The sequence below is a fragment of the Roseburia zhanii genome, from assembly GCF_014287635.1.
Taxonomy (GTDB): domain Bacteria; phylum Bacillota; class Clostridia; order Lachnospirales; family Lachnospiraceae; genus Roseburia_B; species Roseburia_B zhanii.
Window position 1 is genome coordinate 190,315 of the sequence record NZ_JACOPH010000003.1, and the last position, 23,545, is coordinate 213,859.

Consider the following 23,545-nt stretch of genomic DNA (forward strand, 5'->3'; position numbering starts at 1 on the left):
CATGTAGAGCTTGGCGGGGATTTTGCTTGTTGGGAAGTTTCCCAAACCCTCTAAAAATCCTCAAAAATCTTTGGCAGAAATGCGGGCGCACCGTAGTAGGACTATGTAACCACAAACGCAGCGTCCGCGCTGCCATACGCGAAAGGAGGTTTTACACATGGCAAGTTTGCGCGACAGCGTAAAGGACTATCAAGAGGAACTTAGGGACGGTATTGCATGGGTAGCATTTTGGAAACAGGGACGTTCATGGAACGCCGAGCTGTTTCATCTTGAAGTGGACGGTACTTTAGAACCGTTTGACAGGAGCCGGTTAGAGGAAATCAAAGCGGCTGACCCCGCCGCCGTTATTCTAAACGGCTACTACTGCGGGCATTTAGGCGAGAATATGAGCCTTGACGAGCTGACCGCCGGAGTGCGCTATCACTATGAAAACGGCAGGAATGACCTTGACGGTTTTATCGGGGCGCATGACGACAGGCTTCCCCCGGAGGTTATCGAGGAAGCAAGAGCCGCCGCCCATGCAGCGGGGCTTCCCTTTTCCGAAAAGCCCTACCGGGACGGGGAAGATTTTGACCCTTATATATTTGACGGAAGCATGAGCATTGAGGACTACGAACTTATGCACCGCATGATTGAAAAAGAAAGGAGCGAGCAAATGGACGAATGGAAAACAGGTTATTCCTCATACGACCATGACAGACTGGAAGCCGCCGACAAGATGAAGATTGAGCGCGGTATCTATTTTGACACGAAAGGCGCGGATATTTCCCCGCTGACCGCCTTACCCCTTGCCGAGCTTGTGAAGCTGCGGGAGGAAAGCGCGGCTGCGGAACAGACCGTTTTTGAAAATCTGAAAGTACAGGCTTCCGCATGGGAGGAACAGGCAGGAAAGACCTTGCTATTTGACAAGGCGATTGAGTATGCGAGAATACCCGAAGTGAAGCATACGGCGAACAAGTGGCAGGACGAGGACAACGACCGCCACACCATCAGCAACCGGGTATATAAAATGAGCTACCATGTGTATGAAAATACCCGCTACGACAGAAAAGCAGAGAAATCTATCCCGTACTCCTATACGTTATCTTGGAACATCTACACCAACAGCCCCCACGGGTACGGACAGGCAAAAATTGCCGGACAGGACAGAAAGGTATTTGCTGACCGGGCAGCTATGGAAAAATATCTGAACGGGCGTATCAAGGCGTATGAAAAACTTTTTACGGAAATCTCCCCGGCTATCCCGCCGGAATACGCGGAACAGTTTAGGGTAAACGGACAGCTCTTACCAGGCTACACCGTAGAGGGCGAGGAAATCAAGCAGCCCGCCGCCGACATTTCCGCCGCTGCACCGAGAACCGAACCGGGACAGGAAACGGAACAGTTTGCAATCCTGATTGACAGCCGCACCCGCTTTGAAACGGGAGAACCGGGTGGCTACTGGCTTTCCATGCCCGCCACAAAGGAAGAACTTCACAAAGCTATGCGAAGCGTCGGCATTACCGCTGACAATCCGCAGGATTTTTTCATTCATGGGTATTCTGACCGGGAGGACAGACACATTGCCCTGCCGTATGACATGGTATGCGCGGCACAGGTGGACGAGCTGAACTTCCTTGCGGCAAGACTGGAAACCCTTGACGCTTCCGGGATTGCCGCGCTGAACGCAGCCACGCAGCGCAGGAATGGTTTTGAGAATATCGGGCAGCTCATTGACTTTACCTATAACGAGGACTTTTTCGTGCATATCCCCGAAGTCCACACGCCCCGCGAATTGGGCGATTATTACCTTAACAAATCCGGCATGGTGCAAATGCCCGCTGAATGGAAAAACAGCATTGACCCTATCGCCTTTGGACGAAACGCCGCCGCGCAGGAAAAAGGCAGCTTTACGGAATACGGCTACCTTGTGGAAAGCGGCGACGAATGGGAGAAACACTTTGAGGGACGGGACGTGCCGGAGGAATACCGCATTATGAGCTACCCGCAGCCGACCATCGAACTGGACGCAGCCCCGGCAGTACAGACGGCGACCATTCCCGAAGCACAGCAGCAGGAGCCGCGCCCGGTTATCCCTATCGTGCTGACGAGCGAGAAGCCAGCCGAAAAGCTCAAAGAGATAACCGACCGCTTGGAGCAAGGCATTACGGAGCTGTTCGACAGCGAGCGTTACAAGGAATATCTGCGCGTCATGTCAAAGTTTCATAATTACAGCTTTAACAATACGCTGCTGATCGCCATGCAAAAGCCCGACGCTTCCCTTATCGCCGGATTTTCCGCATGGAAAAATAACTTTGGACGAAACGTGATGAAAGGACAAAAGGGTATCAAAATCCTTGCCCCGTCGCCGTTCAAGATTAAAAAAGAAATGGAGAAAATCGACCCGCAGACACAGAAAGCCATTATCGGCAAAGACGGAAAGCCCGTAACCGAGGAAAAGGAAATCACAATCCCCGCCTTTAAGGTGGTATCGGTCTTTGACGTATCGCAGACCGAGGGCAGGGAAATCCCCGATATTGCCGTAAATATGCTGACCGGGGACGTGGAGCATTACAAGGAGGTTTTCGCTGCCCTTGAAAAGACTTCTCCTGTTCCTGTCGGCTTTGAAAAAATCGAGGGCGGCGCACATGGTTACTACCACTTGGAGGACAAGCGTATTGCCCTTGATGAGGGCATGAGCGAGCTGCAAACCTTAAAGACACTTATCCATGAAATCGCCCATGCGAAGCTGCACGACATTGACCTAAACGCCCCTTTAGAGGACTTGGAGAACAGACCCGACCGCCGCACCCGTGAGGTACAGGCAGAAAGTATCGCCTATACCGTGTGCCAGCATTACGGGCTTGATACCTCTGATTATTCCTTTGGATATGTTGCCGGGTGGAGTGCCGGACGGGAGCTTGCTGAACTGAAAAGCTCTCTTGAAACAATCCGCAGCACCGCAGCGGAAATCATCAACAGCATTGATGAACATATCGCAGAGCTGCAAAAGACGCAGGAACAGGCGCAGGACGCGCCGAGGGAGAAAGCCGCCATGCCGGAGTACATTTACAAGATTGAAGCCAACCCCCGCACAACGGGCGACAACGGCCGCTTTTTCCTGCAAGCCTATCTCCCGCAGGAAAACGGCAGGGCAAAAATCGGGGACGTGCTGTATATCGGCAGCCTTGCAAAATGCCGGGAACTCATGGGCGGGCTGAACGCCGGAGAGCTGACGCAGGGAGAAGTAAAGGAGCTATATGCAAAGGCACAGGAAGCCGAAGCCGACAAAGACACCTTTTCCATTTATCAGCTAAAGCAAGGGGACGAAACGCGGGACTTCCGCTTCGAGCCTTACGACCGCCTGCAGGCGGCGGGAAATGCGGTTGATAAGGCAAACTATGAGATTGTCTATTCCGCAGAACTTACGCCGGGTACTTCCCTTGAAGATATTTACACCCGTTTCAATATCGACCACCCGAAAGATTTCAAGGGACACAGCCTTTCCGTTTCCGACGTGGTAGTGCTTCATCAGAACGGCGAAAATACCGCCCACTATGTAGACAGCGGCAGTTTTCGGAATGTGCCGGAATTTTTGCAGGAGAAGCAGTCGCAGCTTATCCCCGACGAGCATTTGACCGGGAAACAGATTAGAACGCCGCGCGGCAGTTTTTATGTATCGGATATGAGCGTTGAACAGATGAAAGAAGCCGGGTATGGACTTCATCATCAATCCGACGACGGGAAATATCTGATTATGGGAAACAGTACGCGGGCGTTTGCCGTTGCCGCCGAACAGCCGGAAAAAGCTAACCCGTTAAAACATATCGAGGACACTATCGAGCAGAACGACAATAACTTTGACGGTATCATCAACAACACGCCGCAGACGCCGACCGTGGACGCTCTGGAGCAGAAAGCAAAGGCGGGCGAGGTTATCTCCCTTGTTGACCTTGCCGACGCTATCAAAGCCGACAAGGAACAGGGAAAGACAGCAAAGCCGGAAAAGAAGCCCTCTATCCGGGCGCAACTCAAAGCAGATAAGGAAAAGGCACAGAAGAAACCACAAAAAAGCAAGTCGCAGGACTTAGAAAGGAGCTGACCGATTGGGTAAATTAAGTAAGTTTGAGAATGTGGACGTTATCGCTTCCCTTGAAGCGATTATGAAACAGAATACCGCTTTCTATCAGAGTGATTTTGAGATAGACAAACGGATTTTGCGAGAAGCAGCGTCAAGACCCGCTGCTGAAGAAAAACGGCTGCTATGGTTTTCTCGCCCGTCGGGGACGTGCTGCTTCCGGGAACGCGACGTTTTCCTAAAGGACACAAGGCAGCATAACACATGGCGGTTTTATGGGGAGCAGACCCGCGATAAAATCCTTGCCTATGCGGTGGAGCTGACCGGGAAAGAAAATGGGATAATCAAAGGCAATCTCTATGAGCTTGACTATCCGCAGCACTTCCGGGAAGTAGTCGAAAAATCTCTGCCCGCCGATAATTACACGCTGCTCTATGAGCATGGGGAACGGGTGCAGCCCGCCGGAATGTATTTTGACGGCAACCCCGACCCGCAGCTTGGGAAGTTTGAACGCTTTGAAGCGCAGCCTAATGACCCGGAAGCATTGCATTTTCTCATGCGGGAGGAAAAGCACAGCTATGACCGCTTAAAGCCGGGGGATTTCAAGGCGCATATTACCGCGTTGCATGACAGCCGGATTGAAGCCGAAGCACAGCGCATTGTAGCGGAAATGAAGCGGCAGGACAGCCCTAACAGCCCCAACAAAACACATTTCATGGTGGAGCTTTCGCCTTACTTTATGCAGTTAGCTTCTACAAAGGACACCGACCGTCTGTTTGCTATGCTGCCATACAAAACACTTTCTTTTTCTAAGATTGAGGGCAGGCATGGCACTTTTGCATTTTTAGACAAAAGCGAGGACAGAAGCCGGAATATCCGAAAAGCGCGCCCCTCTGTCCGGGCGCAGCTTACCGCAGACAAGAAAACAACCGCCCCGAAAAAGGCAGCGGCAAAAAGAAAAAATCACGATTTGGAGGTATGAGCATGAATAGATTTACTGTTGAGGAAACAAACCTTTTGAGCATTTACCATGAGGGAAGCAAGGCGCAGCTTATAGAGAACATGACCGCTGCGCTGCCTTACATGGACGCGGGATTACGGGAGCTTGCAAAGCGCACCCTTTCCAAAGTGAACGCGCTGACCGACGCCGAGTACAAAGAACTTTCCGTTTATCCTGCTGATGAAGTATGACCGGGATTAAGCGGCTGTCGCCGCGACAAAGCCGCAAGGTAAACACCCTTGTGAAAAAGGAGTGCTGCAACTGCGAGAATGGCAACTGTATTTTACTGGACGACGGGGACACTTGCGTATGCCCGCAGCTCATTTCCTATTCCCTGCTCTGTAAGTGGTTTCGGATTGCCGTACTTCCTCTTGATAAGCTGCTCTATGCGGAACTCTATCAGACCGAGGACAGAAAGAAATGTACCGTGTGCGGCGCGTTCTTTGCGTCCACCTCTAACAGCGTCAAATACTGCCCGGACTGTCGGAAGCGGATTACCCGCAGACAGGCAGCCGAGCGCATGAGAAAACGGCGCGCTCTTGTTACGCGGTAAGGGCGAAAAAAGCCTTGTTTTACAGGCTTCTGACAACCGTTTCCTCATAGGGCAAGGGCTTTATACCTTTTCCCTTAAAAACGGCGTTCTACTGCGTAACATTTCAGAACTGCACCCATAAGAAAACCGGGGCGCGGATAGTCTTTACTGACTGTCTGCGTCCCGGTTTTTCCTTTGCTATTTTTCCATGTTGATTTGAGGGGTTGCGCCCTTATCTGTGGTAAGTAAACGGTATATCGTAAGGGGGATATACCATGCAGCCACGACGAGCCGCCATATCAAAATGACCCCACCGATAATGCCGCCCAAAATGAAGTTGAGGGCAATGATACCCACCGTTCCGGCTATGTCATACCCATGCGGTACAAGCCATACGAACATACGGCGAATACCAAAGGGAATACCGCAGCACAGCCACACATAAAAGTAATTGGTCTGCCCGTCCTCTGTAAAGACGTTCTTAAACATGAAGAATAAAAACAATGCGATAACGGCGGGCAAAACGGTTCTCTTAAAAAAGTCTTTCCAAATTTCCCCGCGTGTCATGGTATCACTCCTTTTCTATTGGGAATTGTGGGATAGCTTCTAACAGTTTCAGTATGAGCGTTTGCCGTAAATCGTCGTCGATTTCCTCTTTTACGCTTCCGTCCGGCTGACGCTTTTTTACCATTGCAAGGCGGTTGATTTCGTCACCGTAACAAGCAAGCACTTTTTCCAACGCCCATTTTTCGCTCACAACGGCGGCGCGTATCGTTTCATAGTCCGGCATTTCCTGTTCCATTCTCTGACACTTCCTTTGCTGAAAATGTATCACTTTGGTATGTAACTACTGTTTTTGATAGGAACTATTATATCATACAAGTATGAACAAAGCTACTCCCCACGTTCTTTTCCTTTTTCCCGTTCCGGTTCTCTTGGCTGCCGTAAAATGCTGTCTATGTTCTGTTTGATAACGTCGTACTCTTTGACCTGTTTTTTCAGTCTGCCATAGTCGGCGTAAAGGGCTTCTTTCTGTTCCTGGAGCTTTTCATATTCCGATTGCAGCGCGGTGAGGTTCGGGAGCTTGGAAACGCCCGCCGCCTTTAATGCCTTTGCCGCTGCTTCATGCAAGATGATTTCGCGCTCATGGGCTGCCCGGTAACTGTCCTTATTTCTTGCTTTGCGGTATGCGTCATAGGCGGGTTTTGTCTTTTGGAACGTGGAAACATTCTTGATAAGCACCGCCATATCTGCAAGCCGTTTTTCCGCGCTCTTTAATGCGTCTGCCGCCTGTTCGCTCTCTGTCTGTATCTCTGCGATTTTTGCGGTCAAGTCGGTGTATTGTTCAATCTTGTGTTCCGTAATAAAATTCATGGTCTTAGCTGCCTGTTTCAGATTGTGGATTTTCGCCCATTGTTCATAACCCCGGCTCTGCGCCGCCTTGATACTGTTTTCAATATCAATGAGCAGGGACACGCCGCGTTCTGTCTTGGGAGCTTTGGCGGTGCGGGTACGCTTGCCCTCTATCCGTTCCCGGATTGCTTCCTCTGTATAATCTGCGCCGAGGGTTTTCAAACGGGTAAACCGTTCCTGTCCCGGAACCAAACAGGACACATATTTTCCCCGTTTGATTGTGAAGCCTTCTGCCTGTAACCGCGCGAGCAATTCTTCAAAGTCGGACACTTGGGGGATAAGGGTATCGACGGCAAGTTTCAATTTTGCTTTGGCGGTTTTCTCTTTCTTATACACCGCATAATTCTTTCCCTTGCCGCCTTTCTCCGGCACAAGGACGGACAAGCCGTTTTCCCGGCACAGCCTGTCGCTGATGTTGCGTATTCCGTAATAGGTGCGCTTGTTGGAAACATACTTGTGGTAGTCTACAAAGTTTACCGCACAAAAAATGATGTGGTTATGGATATGCCCTTTATCTATGTGAGTGGTAAGGACGTATTCATATTGCCCCTTTGTTACCGCGTCGGCAAGCTGTTTTCCGATTTCATGGGCTTTCTCATAATCGACTTCCCCCGGCTCAAAAGATTGTATCAAATGGTGTGCGAGGTTGTTTCCTCTGTCAAGAGCTTGCGACAATGTAAATCCGAACTCAATATCTGCCGTTTCATAGCTGCACCCGAACGAGGACACCAGCATTTTCCCGTCCGTCTTGTCCGGGTTTTGGATATAGTCAAGGGCTTTTTTTAACGTGCTTTTAATAGGCTTAATCTTTGTAACCGCCATATCTCCGCAAGCACCTCCTTGATTTCTTCTATATCCTCTTGGTAGACGCTGCCCGTCGCATTGACGCGCTTTGCAATCTGATTGACATTGACCCCGATTTTCTGTATCTCCGCTGTCATAGCTTTTATGTCGGCATGGTCTATCTGAATGATATACCCGTCGATTGCCATTTTCCGCAAGTAGGCTTCCATGTTCCGGGTAGGGACGAGCTGCATTTTCTGTTCAATGAACGCCCGTTCTTCCTCTGTTACTCTGAATTTAATTTGTACTGTCCGTTTCCTGCCGTTCATCGGCTCACACTCCTTTCCATTCCGAGGGTTTGGGACACTTCCCAACAAGCAATTTTCAACCGACGCGCCGCAGCGCAGGAGGGCGAAAATACGGAAAGGGTACCCCTTTCCTATGCTTGCTAAGAAACTTTCTCCCTTTATCCCTACTACATGGAAAATCTGATTTTGCCAAAGCAGGACAAAAGAAAAACGCCGCAAACTGCGACGTTTCAAACTGCTTTTTCTATGAAGAAACGAGGGAACTTTATTCCCCCGTTATTTCGTTGTTGGCTTCCTCAATCCCTTTTGCGGTAGCTGACAGGATTTTCAAATCCTTTTCGCTCATGCCGTTGAGCATGGTATCAAGCTGACGGCGGCGTGTGGACTTTTCCTGTTCCCGTTCCGGGAAAAAGAACTGGTCTACCGATACGTCAAGCAGGGTTACAAGCTCATACAAAATCTGCAAACTTGGGTGCTGCCCGCTGTTTTCAATGGACGCGATATATCGCGGCGCAATGTTCAGCTTATCCGCTAACTGGTTGCGGGAAATTCCCTTTGCTTTTCTTGCCGCTTTGATAGCCTGTCCGAAAGCCTTAAAATCAAACTTTTCTTTGCTCTGCTTCATAATCATTTCACCCAACTACATTGTATATTTCATCTCTCTTTCAAGATATGATTACACACATCATAGTATGGATAGAAATAGAGCATATCATGTACTTGCTATTATTCGGTTATCCGAGTATAATTATATTGATAATGTTTGAAGAAAGGACGGTTACGATATGGAATATATGTCTTGTCCCGAAGCAGCGGAAAAATGGGGTATTTCTGAACGGCGTGTGCAGATACTTTGTAAAGAAAATCGAATACCTGGTGTTTCAAAAATCGGTTATATGTGGTTGATACCCAAGAGCGCAGTAAAACCATTTGATAAAAGGATAAAAAGGAGTGTAGACAATGAATGAAAAAATTTTAGTTGTAGATGATGAAAAAGAGATAGCAGATTTACTTGAAGTTTATCTTAAAAACGATAATTATATAGTACACAAATATTACAATGGAATTGAAGCATTGGAATGTATTCAGAAAACGGAAATTGATTTGGCGATATTGGACGTTATGCTTCCTGATATAGACGGATTCCGTATTTGCCAAAAAATTAGAGAAAATTATTATTTCCCTGTTATTATGCTTACAGCTAAAATTGATAATGGCGATAAAATAATGGGGCTAACAATAGGTGCCGATGATTATATAACAAAACCTTTTAATCCCCTTGAAGTCATTGCAAGAGTGAAAACACAGTTAAGACGCTATCAGAAGTACAACAATCCAACAAAAAAGCAGTTTTTTCCAAAAAGTGAATATGACATTAGAGGATTGATTATCAATAAGGACACGCATAAATGCTTTTTGTTCGGAAAAGAAATATCTTTAACTCCTATCGAGTTTTCAATCCTTTGGTATTTATGTGAACATCAAGGCAAAGTTGTTTCAACTGAGGAACTATTTGAAAATATCTGGAAAGAAAAATATTTAGATAATAACAACACCGTAATGGCACATATAGGGCGGCTTAGAGAAAAATTAAATGAACCCGCCAAAAATCCAAAATTTATCAAAACAGTTTGGGGGGTAGGTTATGAAATTGAATAAAAATGAACAAAATTATCTGCTTACAATCCTGTTTAAAAGTTATATCTTACAGAGTGTAATTTGTTCGGGAATTATCTTAGTGTGTACGGTTTCGTTAGATATGGGACTTACTTGGGTACTGGATAGATATGTGGAACATTACTACCTGATATATAGGGGACTTTATGTTTATATGGTAGGGCTTATATTATGGGTAGTTTGCATTTTGTATTTGACTTATAAACTTTTGAAAAAGGTTGTTAATTATGTCTACGAGTTACAAGCTGCAACAGGAAAACTATTTGATAAATCAGTAGATTATATTGAACTCTCACCGGAACTAAGCGAAATTGCTATCAACATAAATCGCTTAAAGCAAGAAGCAGAAAACAATGCGCGACTTGCACAGGAAAATGAACAGCGCAAGAATGATTTGATTATGTACCTTGCACATGATTTGAAAACGCCGCTTTCTTCCGTCATTGGCTATCTAACACTACTGCATGATGATGAACAACAAATATCACAGGAGTTAAGAGAAAAGTATCTTTCTATTTCTCTTGATAAAGCAGAACGTCTTGAAGATTTGATAAACGAGTTTTTTGAAATCACACGATTTAACTTATCTAACATAACATTACAATACAGCAACATAAATTTGACCCGTTTATTAGAACAACTTATCTATGAATTTAAGCCCATATTAAAGGAAAAAAATTTGAAATGTACTCTCAATAGTACAAGCGACATTATGCTACATTGCGACGCAAACAAAATACAACGTGTGTTCGATAATCTCTTGCGTAATGCGGTAATTTACAGTTATACAGATACAGAAGTTGCAATAACCACAGAACTTCAAGAGAACACTATTGTAATTACTTTTGAAAATTTTGGGAATCCTATCGCAGAAGAAAAACTAAAACTAATATTTGAGCAGTTTTACCGAGTTGACACATCAAGAAATACTACAAGTGGTGGTGCCGGATTGGGACTTGCGATTGCGAAACATATTGTAGAACTACATAAGGGGACTATTGTTGCTCATAGTAAAGACGAGTGTATAAAATTTATAGTTACACTTCCACTTTCGTAGGAAAATCGTAAGAAATTCCGTAGCAAAAAAGAGGATTTTCTTGCGAACAATCATCAAAATTAAGGCTTTTATTTTGATATAATTATTGTATCAAGGTGAAAGCCTTTTATCTTTAAACGAAATATAATATACAATAACAAGGAGGTATGTTGGTGAAATACCAAAATCGAATTATGGCGTTACCTATGCTATGTATGATAATAATTGTGTTATCTGCCTGTTGTTTTGACGAGCAGAAAAATGAAACCAGTAACGTAAATCCAAAAGTACAATCCGTTGAAACGGTATCCGTTACTCGCGGTAATCTTACTCCAACGGTATCTGCTCACACAACTATTATTCCGGCTTTGGATTTTGTTTTATGTTCTTCTGTTGAGGGTACTTTTGAAGCCTGTTCCTCAGCCGGCAACAAAATTACTGAGGGTGGTGTGATTGGGAAAGTATCTGAAGAAGAAATAAAATCCCCAGTTGACGCAACGATTCTTTCTATTATCTCATCTAATGAGAGTGTTCCCAAAAATTATCCCTTAGCAACAGCTAAGTACACAGGTTTTGCTCTCAATATTGAAGCTGAAAATTTTTTGAAAATATTGCCGGAAAATGCAGCATTAAAAGCAAAGTTTCAAGTAGTTGATGGTGTGGGACCTACGGAAGCGATTGCAGTTGTAGTACCAGTATCAGAAAATGCAGAAAGCACATTGCAATGTTTAATTGGAAAAGATATTGATGTAAAACCCGGACAAAGTGCTACCGTTGTCATAACAGCCGAAACTAGAAAAGATGTGCTTTTGTTACCACTTTCAGTCATTGCGGGCAGACAAGGTAAGGGAATGGTAACCGTAATAAATGACGGAAAACAAATTCAAACAGAAGTTATGCTGGGTGCAACTGATGGTGCATATATAGAAATATTGTCGGGTGTAAATGAGGGCGATACAATTTCTTCTATTCCCCCAAACCTTGACCCAAGGAGTAAGGAGTAATTTGTAACATGGAAAAAACGAATGGAGGAAATTTAATTCAAATAAAAAACTTGGTAGCGACTGTTAATTTGAATAATGGTGATACCTTAGTAACTGTAAACAAAGCAAATATGGAACTAAAGCGAGGAAACAGCTATGCTATTGTAGGCAAATCGGGTTCAGGAAAAACAAGCCTTATATCAATTATAGGTTTACTCAACCACTCATATCAAGGCGAATTTCTTTATAATGGTATGTCTGTTTCCACTTTAACAGATAGCCAGCTATCTATGCTTCGAGCAAGTAATATCGGTTTTGTTTTTCAAAACTATTCTTTAATTAAACATTTAAGAGTTTGGGAAAATATTGAGCTTCCTTTACTTTATTCCAAAAAGAAAATGAATACAAGACAGCGGAAAGAAGCAATACGAAATCTTTTGCAAAGTGTTGGATTAGAAGGAAAAGAAAATGATTATCCATCTAATTTATCAGGAGGCGAACAACAAAGAGTGGCGATTGCCCGCGCACTTGCAGTATCGCCGGAAGCCATTTTATGTGATGAACCTACTGGTGCTTTAGATAAAAAAACCGGAAAACAAATTATGGACCTTTTACATCAAGTTGTGCTTAAAAATGGCATTATGCTTTTAATAGTAACTCATGACCTCGATATTGCAAAGACTTGTAATACAATTTTTGAAATGGACGGAGGGAGGCTTCAATGTGTTAAATATGATTCTTAAAGACCTTCGTATTTCTCCTCTAAGAAATATCTTAACAGGTATATCGATGTTTGTAGGAATTATTGCAATGATTAGTTCTGTCTTGGTGGGAACGCTTGGTAAAGAATATTTGATTTCTGTCAATGCACAGATGTATGGATGGAGTCCTACATATTCTTTTTCAATTACAGGATCAGATTTTCAAGATACCATTAAAATGGAGAATTTTTTTCGAGAAATTTACAATACTGATCATTTTGTGGCTGTTACCTTTTCCATGCTGGAAGAGATAACAGTTGCTCCAGTAGCGTCTGTCTCTTCTCTACAAGACATAAGTGACACTGTTTACAAAAAGACTGTACCCGTAGATGTTGTTTTTACTACAAGCACATATAACAAAATCTATAATTTGCCTATGTCATCAGGGGATTGGTTTGATTCTTCGGAAATAAATAAAACTCTGTGCATGGTAGTAAATAAAGCAGCACAGAATTATTTTGATACTTCATATGCTGTTGGAAATGTAGAAAGTAGTCTTTCATTAACACCATTTAATGTGGTAGGTACTGTGAATGACGGGACAGATATACCAACTGTATATCTTGACGCCCATTCAATAGAACTACTTGTTCCGAATATGTGGAAAGTAAAAAATGCAACTGTTCATTGGCATTCAGAAGCGGGAATTACCATGAGACAGATGTATTCGTCATTACATGACATTTTAGAAGATACAATAGGAGGAAATTTGGATATCATAGGGAAAAGTGATATTGGAGATACTTATAATTCCGTACTTTCTGTACTTCAATTAGGACTTTTGGTAACATCATTTTTATTGTTATTTGTTTCTGTATTAGGACAAATTAACATAGGGTTATCATCCTTGGAACAACGTACTCACGAATTACTAATTAGACGGGCGATTGGCGCTTCTCGTGCGAATATTGTTACTTTAGTGTTAGGCGCACAATTAACTATATCAGTGTTTGTTTGTATTGTTTCAATCCTGATATCCTTTTTCTTGGTTCAAGGCATGGGGTTATTTCTGCCTGTGGATTCTCCCGTAGCGGCACTGGAATATCCTATTCTTTCGGCAGTGGTAGCTGTTATAACATCCGTTGTTGTAGCGTTGCTTGGAGGACTATTGCCAGCGTTAAAAGCTGCAAAGCTTGAACCTGCATTGGCGCTTAGATAAAATAAATTTTATAAAATTGGAGGAAAAACATGAAAATATTATCTATGAAAACAACGATTTTTTTAGGAGCAATGCTTTCTTTATTGGTATGTCTGATGTTTACAGGTTGTTCAAATTCTGAAACAAATTCTACTTCAAGAGGACTCACGGATTTTGCACACATTGAAGAAGAATATCTTGCAACCATTGACAGTTTGAATTGGCCTGATGGCATTGCACTTCCTGATAAACTGGAAGATGAAGATACAGGAGCTTCCTTTCAGGTTGGTTATGGAGAAACGAGAGCTTCTTATTTGTGGGAATATTCATGGATGAAAGAATGGCTTGATACTTATAATACAGATCCAGAGCGAGCCGAAAAAGCATTAGAAGAATTGGAAAAAGCCTTCGACATGCCATATATGGGAATAGACCGGTGTGATGACGCAACTCGTAATTATTTGCGCGAAAATATAGATAAAGCAAAATTAGGTGACCCCTCTGGATTTACAGAAAGTATAAGAGCAAATTATGCCAATTAGATTTACCTATTAAATCTGACTGATTACTGTCGGAGGTGCAATTTATGAAAAGAAAATACAAGAGAAGGACGTCTCGTTTCGGAATATTTTTTGTTTTCCTTACTGCTGTAACGATAGCAGGTGTATTTTTCATACCGTGGGCAATGAAACCTGACAATTTTCGCAATGAGAAGAATAAAATCAACTCTTGGCTGAATGGAATTTTCTTTCAAGATTTTTATAATGCAAAATCCCTCATATTAGTTGACCTTTCTAATGACAATATATTTATTTCAAAGCGAGAAAACGAGCAACAGCTTCCTGCCAGCTTAGCCAAATTATTTGTCATTGAATACGCAGCAACACTTGCGGATTTAGATAGTATTGTTCCTGCAAATTATGAAGCAATCCAATTAACTAAACCTGGTTCATCTGTTGCGAATATAGACGCGAAAAAATATTTTCTCCACAATTTGTTTGCTGCCATGTTGGTTCCATCTGGAAATGACGCTGCTTATGTAGTCGCGGATTATTGTGGTTCTATTCTTTCACCACAAGCTAAGAATAGTCAAGAACGTATTAATGTTTTTATGGAACATCTAAATAATTACTTACAAAATCAAGGGTATGAAAACACAATTTTATATGACCCAAGCGGATATGATGTCAATGCTCTCACTACCGTTTCAGACCTAAAATCAGTATCTACTCACCTTTTAGAGAAGCAATGGTTTAGAGATATTGTTTCAAAGAGTAATTATACAGCTACTTTACCTGACGGAAGTACGCAGACATGGAGGAATACTAATACTTTTCTTGACCAAACATCAGAATATTACAATGAAAATGTTAAAGGTATCAAGACAGGTTCCTTATCTAATGACTATAATTTAGTTGTTCTTTATCAACAACATGGAAAGGAATTTTTAATATGTAGTTTAGGCTCTCAATCGGATTCTTCAAGATATGATGATGTGAATTATATTCTTAAAACAATAGATGAATCTGACTATTTAACTAAATGATTTCATCTGCCGGACGACGGCAAAAGAAAAAAAGCCGTCGCAGAGCAGACACATTTTCACGCGCCTACTCTATTTCGGCGGCTTTGATTATCAGAGCCGCCGTTTCTTTTTATCCATCTAAATTCCAACGACGACCCTCTACCATGTAAAGGCATGGCGGCTTTAGGAGGTAGCCGCCATGCACTTATCAACTTATCGACACAAATCGACATTCCCCCAATTATCAAAAAAAGTCTATCCCCTGCAACGGGGTATTTCGGGCATAAAGATGAACAATCACATCATCTAAATACTTTTTATGTTTCCTTTGCGTCTGTCTGCGCCTTGCAGATGGGCGCATTTTGCATTTTACAGAACTTTTTTCAAAGAAATTTTTGCTTTCGTCCGGCGTTTGAAAAAGTCGTCTGTATTATCACGCGAAAAGGGGAGGTACTACCACCTTTCGACAGAAAGGAGGTGAGAACATGGAACCTAATCGCAGAGAATTTCAAAAGCAATGTGCCTTTCAAAGTTTCTGTAAACGGGTGCTGCACAACGAAGCGTGCAACGCCCACGACGAAATCCGGCGACGCAGGAAACGGGAAGTATCGTTTTGCGACCTTGCCTTGCATGAGGAACGGCAGCTTTACACCGTTGACAAGTATTTTCAAGACGAAGAAGCTGAACCGCGTTATCAAATGGCAGGAAAAGAGATAACCCCGAAACTGCTGCTTGAAGCAATCCGCACTTTGCCGGAGGAAAAAAGGACTGCTATCCTGCTGTACTATTTCGAGGGCATGACCGACGTGGAAATCGGAAAGATGTTCAATACGTCGCGCAGCACGATACAGTACAGACGGACAAGCTCTTTTGAACTGTTAAAGAAATATTTGGAGGGACACGCTGATGAATGGGAAGAATGGTAAACAATCCGACTACCCGGAAATCGCCCTTGTTCCCTATCCCGTCATTGTGGCGGCGAGCAAAGGCGACCCGGACGCTATGAAAATAGTCTTGCAGCATTTCAGCGGCTACATAGCGAGCCTGTCCATGCGGAAGCTCTACGACGAGCGCGGCAACGTCTACTATGGCGTTGACGAGGACATACGGGAACGGCTGCAAGCAAGACTGATGAGGGCTATCCTCACATTTCGGGCTGATGAATAGTTGAGCATGACCGTAAAACGTCTTGTAACCCCTTTTCCGTTTTACGGCAAGCAGAACAGCCATCTTGTTCTTTGAAAAAGAAAGCGGCGCAAGAGAACGGCGACGCAGTATAGGGCAAATCGGATACGTTCCTTTTGTGCCGAGCCATACGGCGGGTGCGCCATGACTTCCCTTTCGGGAACGAGCGAACAACACTACACCGCAAAGCAAGTCAGCAGCTTGCGGGCGACGACACACAAGAGGGATAATGATACTCCCTTACAGCCACAGTCCGAGCGTTAGAAGCGTCGCAGGCAATGGGTAGGGCTGCGTGAGAACCACGCAGGAGTGAAATTCTCGTGGAGCTATGCTAATAGCCGTTCGATTAAAGCCCCTTTTATTCAAAAACATACCTTTGAGCCATTTTGAAAGGGGGTATTCCTATGGCTAAAAAGGAAACTACAAACCATGCCGCCCCTGTTTTGCCTATGCTGAAAACAGTAGAGCAAATGAGCAAGGTTAGCGGTATTGGAGAAAATAAATTACGCGAGCTTATGGATAACGGCGAACTGGAATACGTTCAAAACGGAAACCGCCGCTTGATTGCCGATACCGCTATATGGGATTGGTACGAGCGAGCGAAAACCGCCGTAAAGCCCCCGGCAGAGCAAGGGGGTTAAGTTATGGCAATCTCAACAAGACAGGTAAAAAACAAACGCGACAGCAACGGCGTACTGACCGGACGACCCGGCACAGTCTACGACGTAAACATAAAGTACACCGCCCCGGACGGAAAAAAGAAGTCGTATGCAAAAAAGGGCTTTGCCACCAAAAAGGAAGCAGCACAGCATGAAGCGGAAATGAAAACGAAGCTCCAAAATCCGGGGCAAGTTGCTTCTATTACTTCACAGAGGAAACAGACTGTCGCTGCCTATCTCAATGACTGGGTGGAAAGCTATGCAAGAGTGAACTTGCGCCCCTCTACTTATGACGGGTATAAAAAGACGATTGCAAACTATATCAATCCGTATATCGGCGGCGTTACCCTCAATCAGCTTACCCCTGCTATGGTAGACAAGATGTTTCAGCAGATTATAGACAAAGGCTTGAAGCCGTCCACCGCAGCCGGGGCAAAACGTGTTTTGAGTGTGGCGTTGAGCCATGCCCGCAAATACCGCTATATCGAAACCAACGCGGCAAAAGATACCCTTACGAAGTTTGGGAAAGGCGACAAGACCCCTGACCCTTACACGCCGGAACAGGTGAAAGCCTTAATGCAGCGCGTCGAGGGTACTGTTTGGGAAATGCCTGTTATCTTGGGCGGGCTTTACGGTATGCGCCGTTCTGAAATCTTAGGCTTGCGTTGGCGCAATGTGGATTTGGAGAACAACACCTTTGATGTTACCGAGCAGCTACCTTTCAAGGTACCGCCAAAAACAAAAGTCATTGAAGAAATGGCACCGCCGAAATCCAACGGCAGAAAGCTACCCATTACGGAGCTTGCCCGCCCGTTCTTCCTCAAACAGCTTGCCATGCAGGAAGTACAGAAAGAACAGGCAGCAAAAGACGGAAAGCCTTACTATGACAATGACCTTGTTGTAGCAAAGCCGGACGGCGCACCTATCGCCGCGTCGTGGGTGTCCTCTCAATTTGGAAAGCTGCTTGAAGATTTGGATATGCCGCACATTCGTTTTCACGATTTACGACATACGGCAGCGACCAATATGCACCAACTGACAGGCGACTTCTATACGGTTGGCGAAGTCTTGGGGCATACGCTTGCGGGTATCGGCGCGTCGCTTGGGCTTTCCATGAACTTTGAAGCTGTTACCGCCCGTTATGTGGACGTGCGGCTTGAACGAAAAAAAGAAGTTTTGGACGCTTACCATAGCGCGGTGGAAAAAGCAGCCCCGGAGAAACCAAAGGAAGCCGAGCCGAAAAAAGGAAAACGGGCAGCAAAGAAAAAACACAGCGAAATAGACCTTTAACCGCTGTATCTCTTTACTGCTCTTTACAACCTTTTATATGCCCGCGTGGAATTTGGGCACCATTTGGGCACCATTTACGGAAAAAGCACCATGAAAACAGAGGGTAAAAGAAACGCCGACAACTCACAAAAACGTAGTGTTCATGCGGGTTTTCGGCGTTTTCCTATCCCTTAACGGGCTTCTATTCATCTTGTGCGAGAGAGAAAAATTCTACTATTTTTTATATAAAATCTATGATATAATTAAGGAAAAGACTAACCGAAAGGGGAAAAGGTATGGGCACTGAAACAAATCAAAAGTTAAACAAACAGGAGGAAGAAGATAATATTCCGCTGATCGCAATCTGTTCCTTTGCTGTGATCACGATCATTATGATATTGCTTGGCATTATGATGTGTGAACTTCCGGTCGTAATGGTATGCAGTATCGTAATTTTAGAAACATTGATCGCTGTATGCCTGCATAATCTGCCAATCTGGGTACATGTGATGATCCTCGCAGCAGAAGTGACCGCAGGTATTTTATGTACACAGCTTGTCTTTATCGTCCTTGCATGTATTGTTTACGCAACTGCGATTTTAGCACTGCATTTTATTGAGGAATAACAGTGATGGAAGAACAGGCAGTCTGCAAGGTCAGTTATACCCGGCTGAAAGATCTGGCATTAGAGAACAGAGAGTTGTATTCTTATCAGAAGAAACTGGCAATGTGGATGTTAAAACAGAGTTTTTTAGATTTTTTTCAGATGGAATTGAAAGAAGAAGCGGTAGGCAGGACTTCATATGGAAAGCCATATTATAAAGAGGCGGAAAACTGTTATTTTAATATCAGCCATTGCAGACAGGCAGTATGCGTGGCAGTATGCCGGTATCCGGTAGGTATCGATGTAGAGAGTATGCGGAAAATCGGTCTGCCTGCAGTAAAAAAATGCTGCAGCAAAAGAGAATTGCAATATGTTTTTGCAGACAGGCAGATGTACAGCTGTGATCAGCAGTTATCGTTAGAAGGAACGAAACGTTTTTTGCATTTGTGGACGCTAAAAGAGAGTTATGTCAAAATGACAGGCGAAGGAATCCGAATGCCGCTGAATACGATTGATTTTGCATTAGGGGTGGTATCGGACAGGCAAAAACCTTTCACAGTTTTAAAATCTGGTGAGAAAGGCAGTACGTCTAGTCTGTATCTGGAAAATGAATTGATTATGGCATTGTCCATAAAAAAGGGCGATATTAAAACAGGGAGAGAGGTCATCTGGCAGGAATATGAGAAACCTGCATGGTAAGGAGGACGCATATGTATTCAGGGAAGAAATTGAAAAAAAGATTTTGTTCACTGTTTCTATCTGTGACAATGGTTCTGACAAGTGTACAGATGGTAGCAGCAGAAGAAACATCGTCGGATGTGATTGTTATTTCTACAGCAGAGGATTTAGCAAAGATCGGTACAGATAAAAAGTATCCGATGAATGGAGATTATGAATTAGCCGGCGATATTGATTTAAGCACAATGAAGTGGACACCGGCAGGCGGATATGTCGGAACAAAGGGAACGATCAGTGCCAAAGAAGCAAATGTATTTTCCGGTACATTTGACGGAAATGGTCATGTGATCAAAGGCTTGACGATCGATTTAGATGGTACAGTGTCTGCTGGAAAATATGCACAGGTCGGGCTGTTCAGTGTGATCGCTGGTGGAAGTGCAGATGATTATGCCATTGTAAAAAATCTGATCTTTACAGATGTAAATATTAAAACAGATTTTTCAAGTGGATATTCTACGATCGGAACATTAGCCGGTGAGGTCAATGGATATGCGAAGATCGATCAGGTTGCAGTTTTAAACGGACAGATTGAAAGTAATCCATCCAGACAGAATGACACCGTTGGAACCGGCGGCCTGATCGGTGAATGTCGTACAGACATAGATAACACAAAAGTAGACAATAGTAATATTTATATTACTAACTGCTATAACGGAGCGGATATTAATGCAAACGGCAGCCGGACAGATCTGCTCTATGCAGGCGGTATCATTGGAAGAATCGCAAAATCTGCCTGTGGTACAGTATCACAGTGTATCAATACAGGTTCTGTACAGTATGATGGATATAACGGATATGGTATTGCAGCAGCAGAAGCAGGAAATCAGGCATGTGTATCAACAGTTTCTAACTGCTATTATATTGATGGAAAAGAATTATCGACAGAGAATGGTGAAGCATCTGCCATTTCAGAAGCAGTATTAAAAAGCGGCAGTCTGCCGGAAGGATTTTCTTCTGAGATCTGGACGGCAAAAGAGAATTGTTATTTTATGCCATCTATCTGTTATCAGTCAAGTGCCGCTGAAATGATCTATCTATCAGGTTTATCCTTAGAGTATGTAGATGGAGAGAGTGAGAAATCAGTATCAAAGCCGATCACTCTGCCGCTTGAGACAGCAGACATCCCACTGACATGGACAAGCAGTAATGAAAAAGTTCTGACGATTTCAGGAGGTCAGGCAGTTCCAAATACAGACCAGATTCCGACAAATACACTTGTAATCCTGACAGCAACGACTCCCTCAGGATTTCAAAAGACCTACCGGATCACAGTCACAAGTTCCATCCAGAAAAACGCTGCATTTAGTGAAGGCTATGCAAAGGTCGGTACACCGCTTACAGTTACGATAGATAATGCAGCAGAAGATGAACAGTTTACCTATATATGGAAGATTGACGGAACAACAATAGAAAATACAAAAAACAGCTATACACCAACGGAAAATGATTTGGAAAAATTCATCGAAGTGAATATTGAAAGTTCCGATGGTATCTGCAGCTGGGATTTAAAAACTTATTGCAGCGAACTTCCGGTCATTTATATCGATACTGTAGACGGTACATCCGTTGACAGCAATACCGTTGCAGAAGCTGCTGCGATAAAAGTACAGGGAAATGATGAATTTTCCCAGTCAAAATACTGGTATGAAGGTGATACCACGATCAAAGGCAGAGGAAATTCCACATGGACAGAATCTGTCAATCAGGGTGTAAAACGGCCCTACAAATTAAAATTAGCATCCAAAGCCAATCTGTTAGGTCTTGGAGCCGGAAAAAGTAAGCACTGGGTACTGCTTGCAAATATGATCGACCATACGAATATGAGAAATGAGCTGGTGAATGAGTTTGCAAAAGATATCGGTATGGAATATGCCGTATCAGATACGGATGTCGTTCTGATCTTAAATGGAGAGTATCAGGGTATCTATGAACTTGCGGAGCATCTGCGCGTAGCATCCGACCGTGTCAATGTATTTGACTGGGAAGATCTTGCAGGTACGATTGCAAAGAAAATCAGTAAGAAAGATGCTTCAGTCAATGAAGATGCTCTGAAAACAGCAATGGAACAGGATTATAGCTGGTTAAACGGTTCTTTTACTTTCCAGAACAAGACTTATCAGATTGCAGACTATTACAAAGATACAATCCCTGAAGTGACAGGTGGATTTATGCTGGATATGGATTTTCGGAGTACCTATTCTTCTTATGCCGATAAATATATCTCGACATTCCGGTCCTCAAATGGAATACCAATGTTTTTCAGGGCACCGGAATATGCAAAGACAAGTCCTGCAATGATGGCTTATGCATCAAATTATATCAACACCTATGAAGCTTCTTTAAAAAGTGAAGACTACATGACTACTTATGAGGGAAATGAGATCAATTATACAGATCTTTTTGATATGGATTCACTGGTTCAGTACTGGCTGGTCTGCGAATATACAAATAACTGGGATTCCATGAAAAACAGCACCTATCTGTATAAAGACCTTACCGGAAAAGCAAAGATGGGACCTGTCTGGGATTATGACTGGGCATTTGGAAATATCAATATGTACAGTATGACAGGACCGTTTGTAGTAGATAACTGGCATACGACTTTAACGGGTATCTCAACCGGACAGGGCGGTTTTTGTGAGCAGTCTTACCAGTCAAAGCAATGGAACCGTTATCTTGTCAAAGATCCGTATTTTGTGACAAAGGCATATGAAACCTATCAGAAGAACCGTCCGACTGTCATAGAAGATATGATCAAAGACGGCGGCAGGATTGATACCTTAGAAAAGAAATACGAAACAGCCTCTCTTGCAAATGATGATAAGTGGTCATATTCTTATCGTAATTACAGTGGATTTGCATATGTCAATGGAGAAAAACAGTATACGAACAGCCAGACATACCACGATGCAGTAGCTTCCTTAAAAACATTTATCACAAAGCGTGTAAACTGGATGGATCAGCAGTTTACAAGTGTAGAAGATCTGTACAGATCACTTGGCAATACTGTTTCCGATAAGGTTGCCATTACACAGCATACCGACGAAACAACCGGAAAGACCATTGTCGATATCAATGTATCTGACAGCGAGGCCGCATATGTGGAACTGCTTATCAATGGAAAGCCGCTGAAAGCAGAAGATGGCAGTAATTTCCTTGCACTTACATCAGGAAAGGCACAGGCAGTTCTTTCTGACAGCCAGTTAGAAACACAGAGCGATGTAAGAAATACATTACAGGTACTTGCATTAAATACACAGAAAAATTACCTGAGTAACATCACGAATTTCATCAATTTTACGAAGAAGCTCACAAGTGATCCGGATAAAAAACCAGACACAGGCGATACGACCGATCCGGATAAAAAACCGGACACAGGCGATACGACCGATCCGGATAAAAAACCGGACACAGGCGATACGACCGATCCGGATAAAAAACCGGACGCAGGCGATACGACCGATCCGGATAAAAAACCAGACACAGGCGATATAGCTGCTCCAGATAATAAGCCGGCAACAGGTGATACGACCAGTTCTGACAATAATAATCAGACAGGAACAACGGATAGCAGTCAGTCAGGGCCTTCGACAACAGTTAAAACAACGAAGCCGTCGATCAAAGTGACAGGCAGATCATCTGTAAAACGGAAAAAATCGATTACCTTAAAATTAAAGATCACAGGTATTTCCGGTAAGGTAAAAGTATCCTTAGATAAAACAGGCAAAAAATTGTTAAAGGTTACAAAAGCAGATAAAAAGAAAGTCACCTTAAAAGCAAAGAAGAAAAAAGGAACGGCAAAAGTGACGATCCGCTGTGGAAAATACAAAGTGACAAAAAAGATTAAAGTAAAATAATAAGACAGAGCCGGCAGGAA

24 protein-coding genes are annotated in these 23,545 nt (G+C 43.7%); 19 read left to right on the top strand and 5 right to left on the bottom strand.

Annotated features, from left to right (window positions below):
* Positions 1–157: 157 nt before the first annotated feature.
* Genes H8S17_RS05840 through H8S17_RS05855 form a run of 4 tightly spaced genes read left to right on the top strand, consistent with a single transcriptional unit; the run spans position 158 to position 5,610 of the window.
* Positions 158–4,081, top strand: coding sequence for a YodL domain-containing protein (locus tag H8S17_RS05840; protein ID WP_186866593.1), 3,924 nt, complete (start codon positions 158–160; stop codon positions 4,079–4,081).
* A gap of 4 nt (positions 4,082–4,085) precedes the next feature.
* Entirely contained in the window at positions 4,086–5,039 is a 954-nt protein-coding gene (locus tag H8S17_RS05845) for a hypothetical protein (RefSeq protein ID WP_117688310.1), read from the top strand.
* Positions 5,036–5,248: a transposon-transfer assisting family protein gene (locus H8S17_RS05850; RefSeq protein ID WP_117688309.1), complete on the top strand. Its 213-nt coding sequence runs from the start codon at positions 5,036–5,038 to the stop codon at positions 5,246–5,248. Before H8S17_RS05845 ends, H8S17_RS05850 begins: the two co-directional genes overlap by 4 nt.
* Entirely contained in the window at positions 5,245–5,610 is a 366-nt protein-coding gene (locus H8S17_RS05855; RefSeq protein WP_117688308.1) for a cysteine-rich VLP domain-containing protein, read from the top strand. The genes H8S17_RS05850 and H8S17_RS05855 overlap by 4 nt, the downstream gene beginning before the upstream one ends.
* Before the next feature lie 177 nt (positions 5,611–5,787).
* Here the strand turns inward: H8S17_RS05855 and H8S17_RS05860 are convergent, their stop codons facing one another.
* The 5 genes from H8S17_RS05860 to H8S17_RS05880 all read right to left on the bottom strand — a co-directional run bounded on the left by H8S17_RS05860 (position 5,788) and on the right by H8S17_RS05880 (position 8,718).
* Positions 5,788–6,156 carry a DUF6050 family protein gene (locus tag H8S17_RS05860; RefSeq protein WP_005928622.1) on the bottom strand — a complete coding sequence of 123 codons (369 nt, stop codon included), beginning with the start codon at positions 6,154–6,156 and terminating at the stop codon, positions 5,788–5,790.
* A 4-nt stretch (positions 6,157–6,160) separates the two neighbouring features.
* Positions 6,161–6,391, bottom strand: a complete 231-nt coding sequence (locus tag H8S17_RS05865) for a helix-turn-helix domain-containing protein (protein WP_117688307.1) — start codon at positions 6,389–6,391, stop codon at positions 6,161–6,163.
* Positions 6,392–6,483: 92 nt separating this feature from the next.
* Entirely contained in the window at positions 6,484–7,824 is a 1,341-nt protein-coding gene (locus tag H8S17_RS05870) for a relaxase/mobilization nuclease domain-containing protein (protein WP_117688306.1), read from the bottom strand.
* On the bottom strand, positions 7,785–8,114 hold the full coding sequence (locus H8S17_RS05875) for a plasmid mobilization protein (RefSeq protein WP_005422959.1): 330 nt from the start codon (positions 8,112–8,114) through the stop codon (positions 7,785–7,787). The genes H8S17_RS05870 and H8S17_RS05875 overlap by 40 nt, the downstream gene beginning before the upstream one ends.
* Before the next feature lie 244 nt (positions 8,115–8,358).
* Positions 8,359–8,718: a helix-turn-helix transcriptional regulator gene (locus tag H8S17_RS05880; RefSeq protein WP_173907081.1), complete on the bottom strand. Its 360-nt coding sequence runs from the start codon at positions 8,716–8,718 to the stop codon at positions 8,359–8,361.
* 160 nt (positions 8,719–8,878) lie between these two features.
* Here H8S17_RS05880 and H8S17_RS05885 point away from each other — a divergent pair, with 160 nt between their 5' ends.
* The 15 genes from H8S17_RS05885 (at position 8,879) to H8S17_RS05955 (ending at position 23,525) form a co-directional block, all read left to right on the top strand.
* Positions 8,879–9,061, top strand: a complete 183-nt coding sequence (locus tag H8S17_RS05885) for a helix-turn-helix domain-containing protein (RefSeq protein WP_005422953.1) — start codon at positions 8,879–8,881, stop codon at positions 9,059–9,061.
* Positions 9,054–9,752 carry a VanR-ABDEGLN family response regulator transcription factor gene (gene vanR / locus H8S17_RS05890; protein ID WP_186866594.1) on the top strand — a complete coding sequence of 233 codons (699 nt, stop codon included), beginning with the start codon at positions 9,054–9,056 and terminating at the stop codon, positions 9,750–9,752. The genes H8S17_RS05885 and vanR overlap by 8 nt, the downstream gene beginning before the upstream one ends.
* Positions 9,739–10,827, top strand: a complete 1,089-nt coding sequence (locus H8S17_RS05895) for a sensor histidine kinase (RefSeq protein WP_005422949.1) — start codon at positions 9,739–9,741, stop codon at positions 10,825–10,827. Before vanR ends, H8S17_RS05895 begins: the two co-directional genes overlap by 14 nt.
* A gap of 146 nt (positions 10,828–10,973) precedes the next feature.
* Positions 10,974–11,810 carry an efflux RND transporter periplasmic adaptor subunit gene (locus H8S17_RS05900; protein WP_005422947.1) on the top strand — a complete coding sequence of 279 codons (837 nt, stop codon included), beginning with the start codon at positions 10,974–10,976 and terminating at the stop codon, positions 11,808–11,810.
* Between the two features lie 8 nt (positions 11,811–11,818).
* Positions 11,819–12,532, top strand: coding sequence for an ABC transporter ATP-binding protein (locus H8S17_RS05905; protein ID WP_005422944.1), 714 nt, complete (start codon positions 11,819–11,821; stop codon positions 12,530–12,532).
* A complete protein-coding gene (locus H8S17_RS05910; RefSeq protein ID WP_005422943.1) occupies positions 12,522–13,709 on the top strand; it encodes an ABC transporter permease in 1,188 nt (395 codons plus the stop codon). Before H8S17_RS05905 ends, H8S17_RS05910 begins: the two co-directional genes overlap by 11 nt.
* A gap of 29 nt (positions 13,710–13,738) precedes the next feature.
* On the top strand, positions 13,739–14,230 hold the full coding sequence (locus tag H8S17_RS05915) for a hypothetical protein (protein WP_227235243.1): 492 nt from the start codon (positions 13,739–13,741) through the stop codon (positions 14,228–14,230).
* 44 nt (positions 14,231–14,274) lie between these two features.
* Complete coding sequence (locus H8S17_RS05920) at positions 14,275–15,234, top strand: D-alanyl-D-alanine carboxypeptidase family protein (RefSeq protein WP_005422939.1); 960 nt, start codon at positions 14,275–14,277, stop codon at positions 15,232–15,234.
* Positions 15,235–15,698: 464 nt separating this feature from the next.
* Positions 15,699–16,139 carry an RNA polymerase sigma factor gene (locus H8S17_RS05925; protein WP_065532039.1) on the top strand — a complete coding sequence of 147 codons (441 nt, stop codon included), beginning with the start codon at positions 15,699–15,701 and terminating at the stop codon, positions 16,137–16,139.
* Positions 16,120–16,380 carry a helix-turn-helix domain-containing protein gene (locus H8S17_RS05930; protein ID WP_022263773.1) on the top strand — a complete coding sequence of 87 codons (261 nt, stop codon included), beginning with the start codon at positions 16,120–16,122 and terminating at the stop codon, positions 16,378–16,380. Before H8S17_RS05925 ends, H8S17_RS05930 begins: the two co-directional genes overlap by 20 nt.
* 422 nt (positions 16,381–16,802) lie before the next feature.
* Positions 16,803–17,039, top strand: coding sequence for a MerR family transcriptional regulator (locus H8S17_RS05935; RefSeq protein ID WP_065532041.1), 237 nt, complete (start codon positions 16,803–16,805; stop codon positions 17,037–17,039).
* A gap of 3 nt (positions 17,040–17,042) precedes the next feature.
* A complete protein-coding gene (locus H8S17_RS05940; RefSeq protein WP_117613365.1) occupies positions 17,043–18,347 on the top strand; it encodes a tyrosine-type recombinase/integrase in 1,305 nt (434 codons plus the stop codon).
* Positions 18,348–18,622: 275 nt separating this feature from the next.
* A complete protein-coding gene (locus tag H8S17_RS05945) occupies positions 18,623–18,952 on the top strand; it encodes a hypothetical protein (protein ID WP_178051905.1) in 330 nt (109 codons plus the stop codon).
* 5 nt (positions 18,953–18,957) lie between these two features.
* Positions 18,958–19,629, top strand: coding sequence for a 4'-phosphopantetheinyl transferase family protein (locus tag H8S17_RS05950; protein ID WP_186866595.1), 672 nt, complete (start codon positions 18,958–18,960; stop codon positions 19,627–19,629).
* A gap of 11 nt (positions 19,630–19,640) precedes the next feature.
* Positions 19,641–23,525 (top strand): CotH kinase family protein, encoded by a 3,885-nt coding sequence (locus H8S17_RS05955; RefSeq protein WP_186866596.1) that lies wholly within the window; start codon positions 19,641–19,643, stop codon positions 23,523–23,525.
* Positions 23,526–23,545: the final 20 nt, after the last annotated feature.

Bases quoted from the DNA above. Each gene is read 5' to 3' on its own strand.
- H8S17_RS05905 (WP_005422944.1), top strand. From the start codon at position 11,819: ATGGAAAAAACGAATGGAGGAAATTTAATTCAAATAAAAAACTTGGTA.
- H8S17_RS05925 (WP_065532039.1), top strand. From the start codon at position 15,699: ATGGAACCTAATCGCAGAGAATTTCAAAAGCAATGTGCCTTTCAAAGT.
- H8S17_RS05855 (WP_117688308.1), top strand. From the start codon at position 5,245: ATGACCGGGATTAAGCGGCTGTCGCCGCGACAAAGCCGCAAGGTAAAC.
- H8S17_RS05865 (WP_117688307.1), bottom strand. From the start codon at position 6,391: ATGGAACAGGAAATGCCGGACTATGAAACGATACGCGCCGCCGTTGTG.
- H8S17_RS05920 (WP_005422939.1), top strand. From the start codon at position 14,275: ATGAAAAGAAAATACAAGAGAAGGACGTCTCGTTTCGGAATATTTTTT.
- H8S17_RS05935 (WP_065532041.1), top strand. From the start codon at position 16,803: ATGGCTAAAAAGGAAACTACAAACCATGCCGCCCCTGTTTTGCCTATG.
- vanR (WP_186866594.1), top strand. From the start codon at position 9,054: ATGAATGAAAAAATTTTAGTTGTAGATGATGAAAAAGAGATAGCAGAT.
- H8S17_RS05880 (WP_173907081.1), bottom strand. From the start codon at position 8,718: ATGAAGCAGAGCAAAGAAAAGTTTGATTTTAAGGCTTTCGGACAGGCT.
- H8S17_RS05930 (WP_022263773.1), top strand. From the start codon at position 16,120: ATGAATGGGAAGAATGGTAAACAATCCGACTACCCGGAAATCGCCCTT.
- H8S17_RS05885 (WP_005422953.1), top strand. From the start codon at position 8,879: ATGGAATATATGTCTTGTCCCGAAGCAGCGGAAAAATGGGGTATTTCT.
- H8S17_RS05915 (WP_227235243.1), top strand. From the start codon at position 13,739: ATGAAAATATTATCTATGAAAACAACGATTTTTTTAGGAGCAATGCTT.
- H8S17_RS05950 (WP_186866595.1), top strand. From the start codon at position 18,958: ATGGAAGAACAGGCAGTCTGCAAGGTCAGTTATACCCGGCTGAAAGAT.
- H8S17_RS05895 (WP_005422949.1), top strand. From the start codon at position 9,739: ATGAAATTGAATAAAAATGAACAAAATTATCTGCTTACAATCCTGTTT.
- H8S17_RS05840 (WP_186866593.1), top strand. From the start codon at position 158: ATGGCAAGTTTGCGCGACAGCGTAAAGGACTATCAAGAGGAACTTAGG.
- H8S17_RS05875 (WP_005422959.1), bottom strand. From the start codon at position 8,114: ATGAACGGCAGGAAACGGACAGTACAAATTAAATTCAGAGTAACAGAG.
- H8S17_RS05940 (WP_117613365.1), top strand. From the start codon at position 17,043: ATGGCAATCTCAACAAGACAGGTAAAAAACAAACGCGACAGCAACGGC.
- H8S17_RS05860 (WP_005928622.1), bottom strand. From the start codon at position 6,156: ATGACACGCGGGGAAATTTGGAAAGACTTTTTTAAGAGAACCGTTTTG.
- H8S17_RS05900 (WP_005422947.1), top strand. From the start codon at position 10,974: ATGTTGGTGAAATACCAAAATCGAATTATGGCGTTACCTATGCTATGT.
- H8S17_RS05910 (WP_005422943.1), top strand. From the start codon at position 12,522: ATGATTCTTAAAGACCTTCGTATTTCTCCTCTAAGAAATATCTTAACA.
- H8S17_RS05955 (WP_186866596.1), top strand. From the start codon at position 19,641: ATGTATTCAGGGAAGAAATTGAAAAAAAGATTTTGTTCACTGTTTCTA.
- H8S17_RS05945 (WP_178051905.1), top strand. From the start codon at position 18,623: ATGGGCACTGAAACAAATCAAAAGTTAAACAAACAGGAGGAAGAAGAT.
- H8S17_RS05870 (WP_117688306.1), bottom strand. From the start codon at position 7,824: ATGGCGGTTACAAAGATTAAGCCTATTAAAAGCACGTTAAAAAAAGCC.
- H8S17_RS05850 (WP_117688309.1), top strand. From the start codon at position 5,036: ATGAGCATGAATAGATTTACTGTTGAGGAAACAAACCTTTTGAGCATT.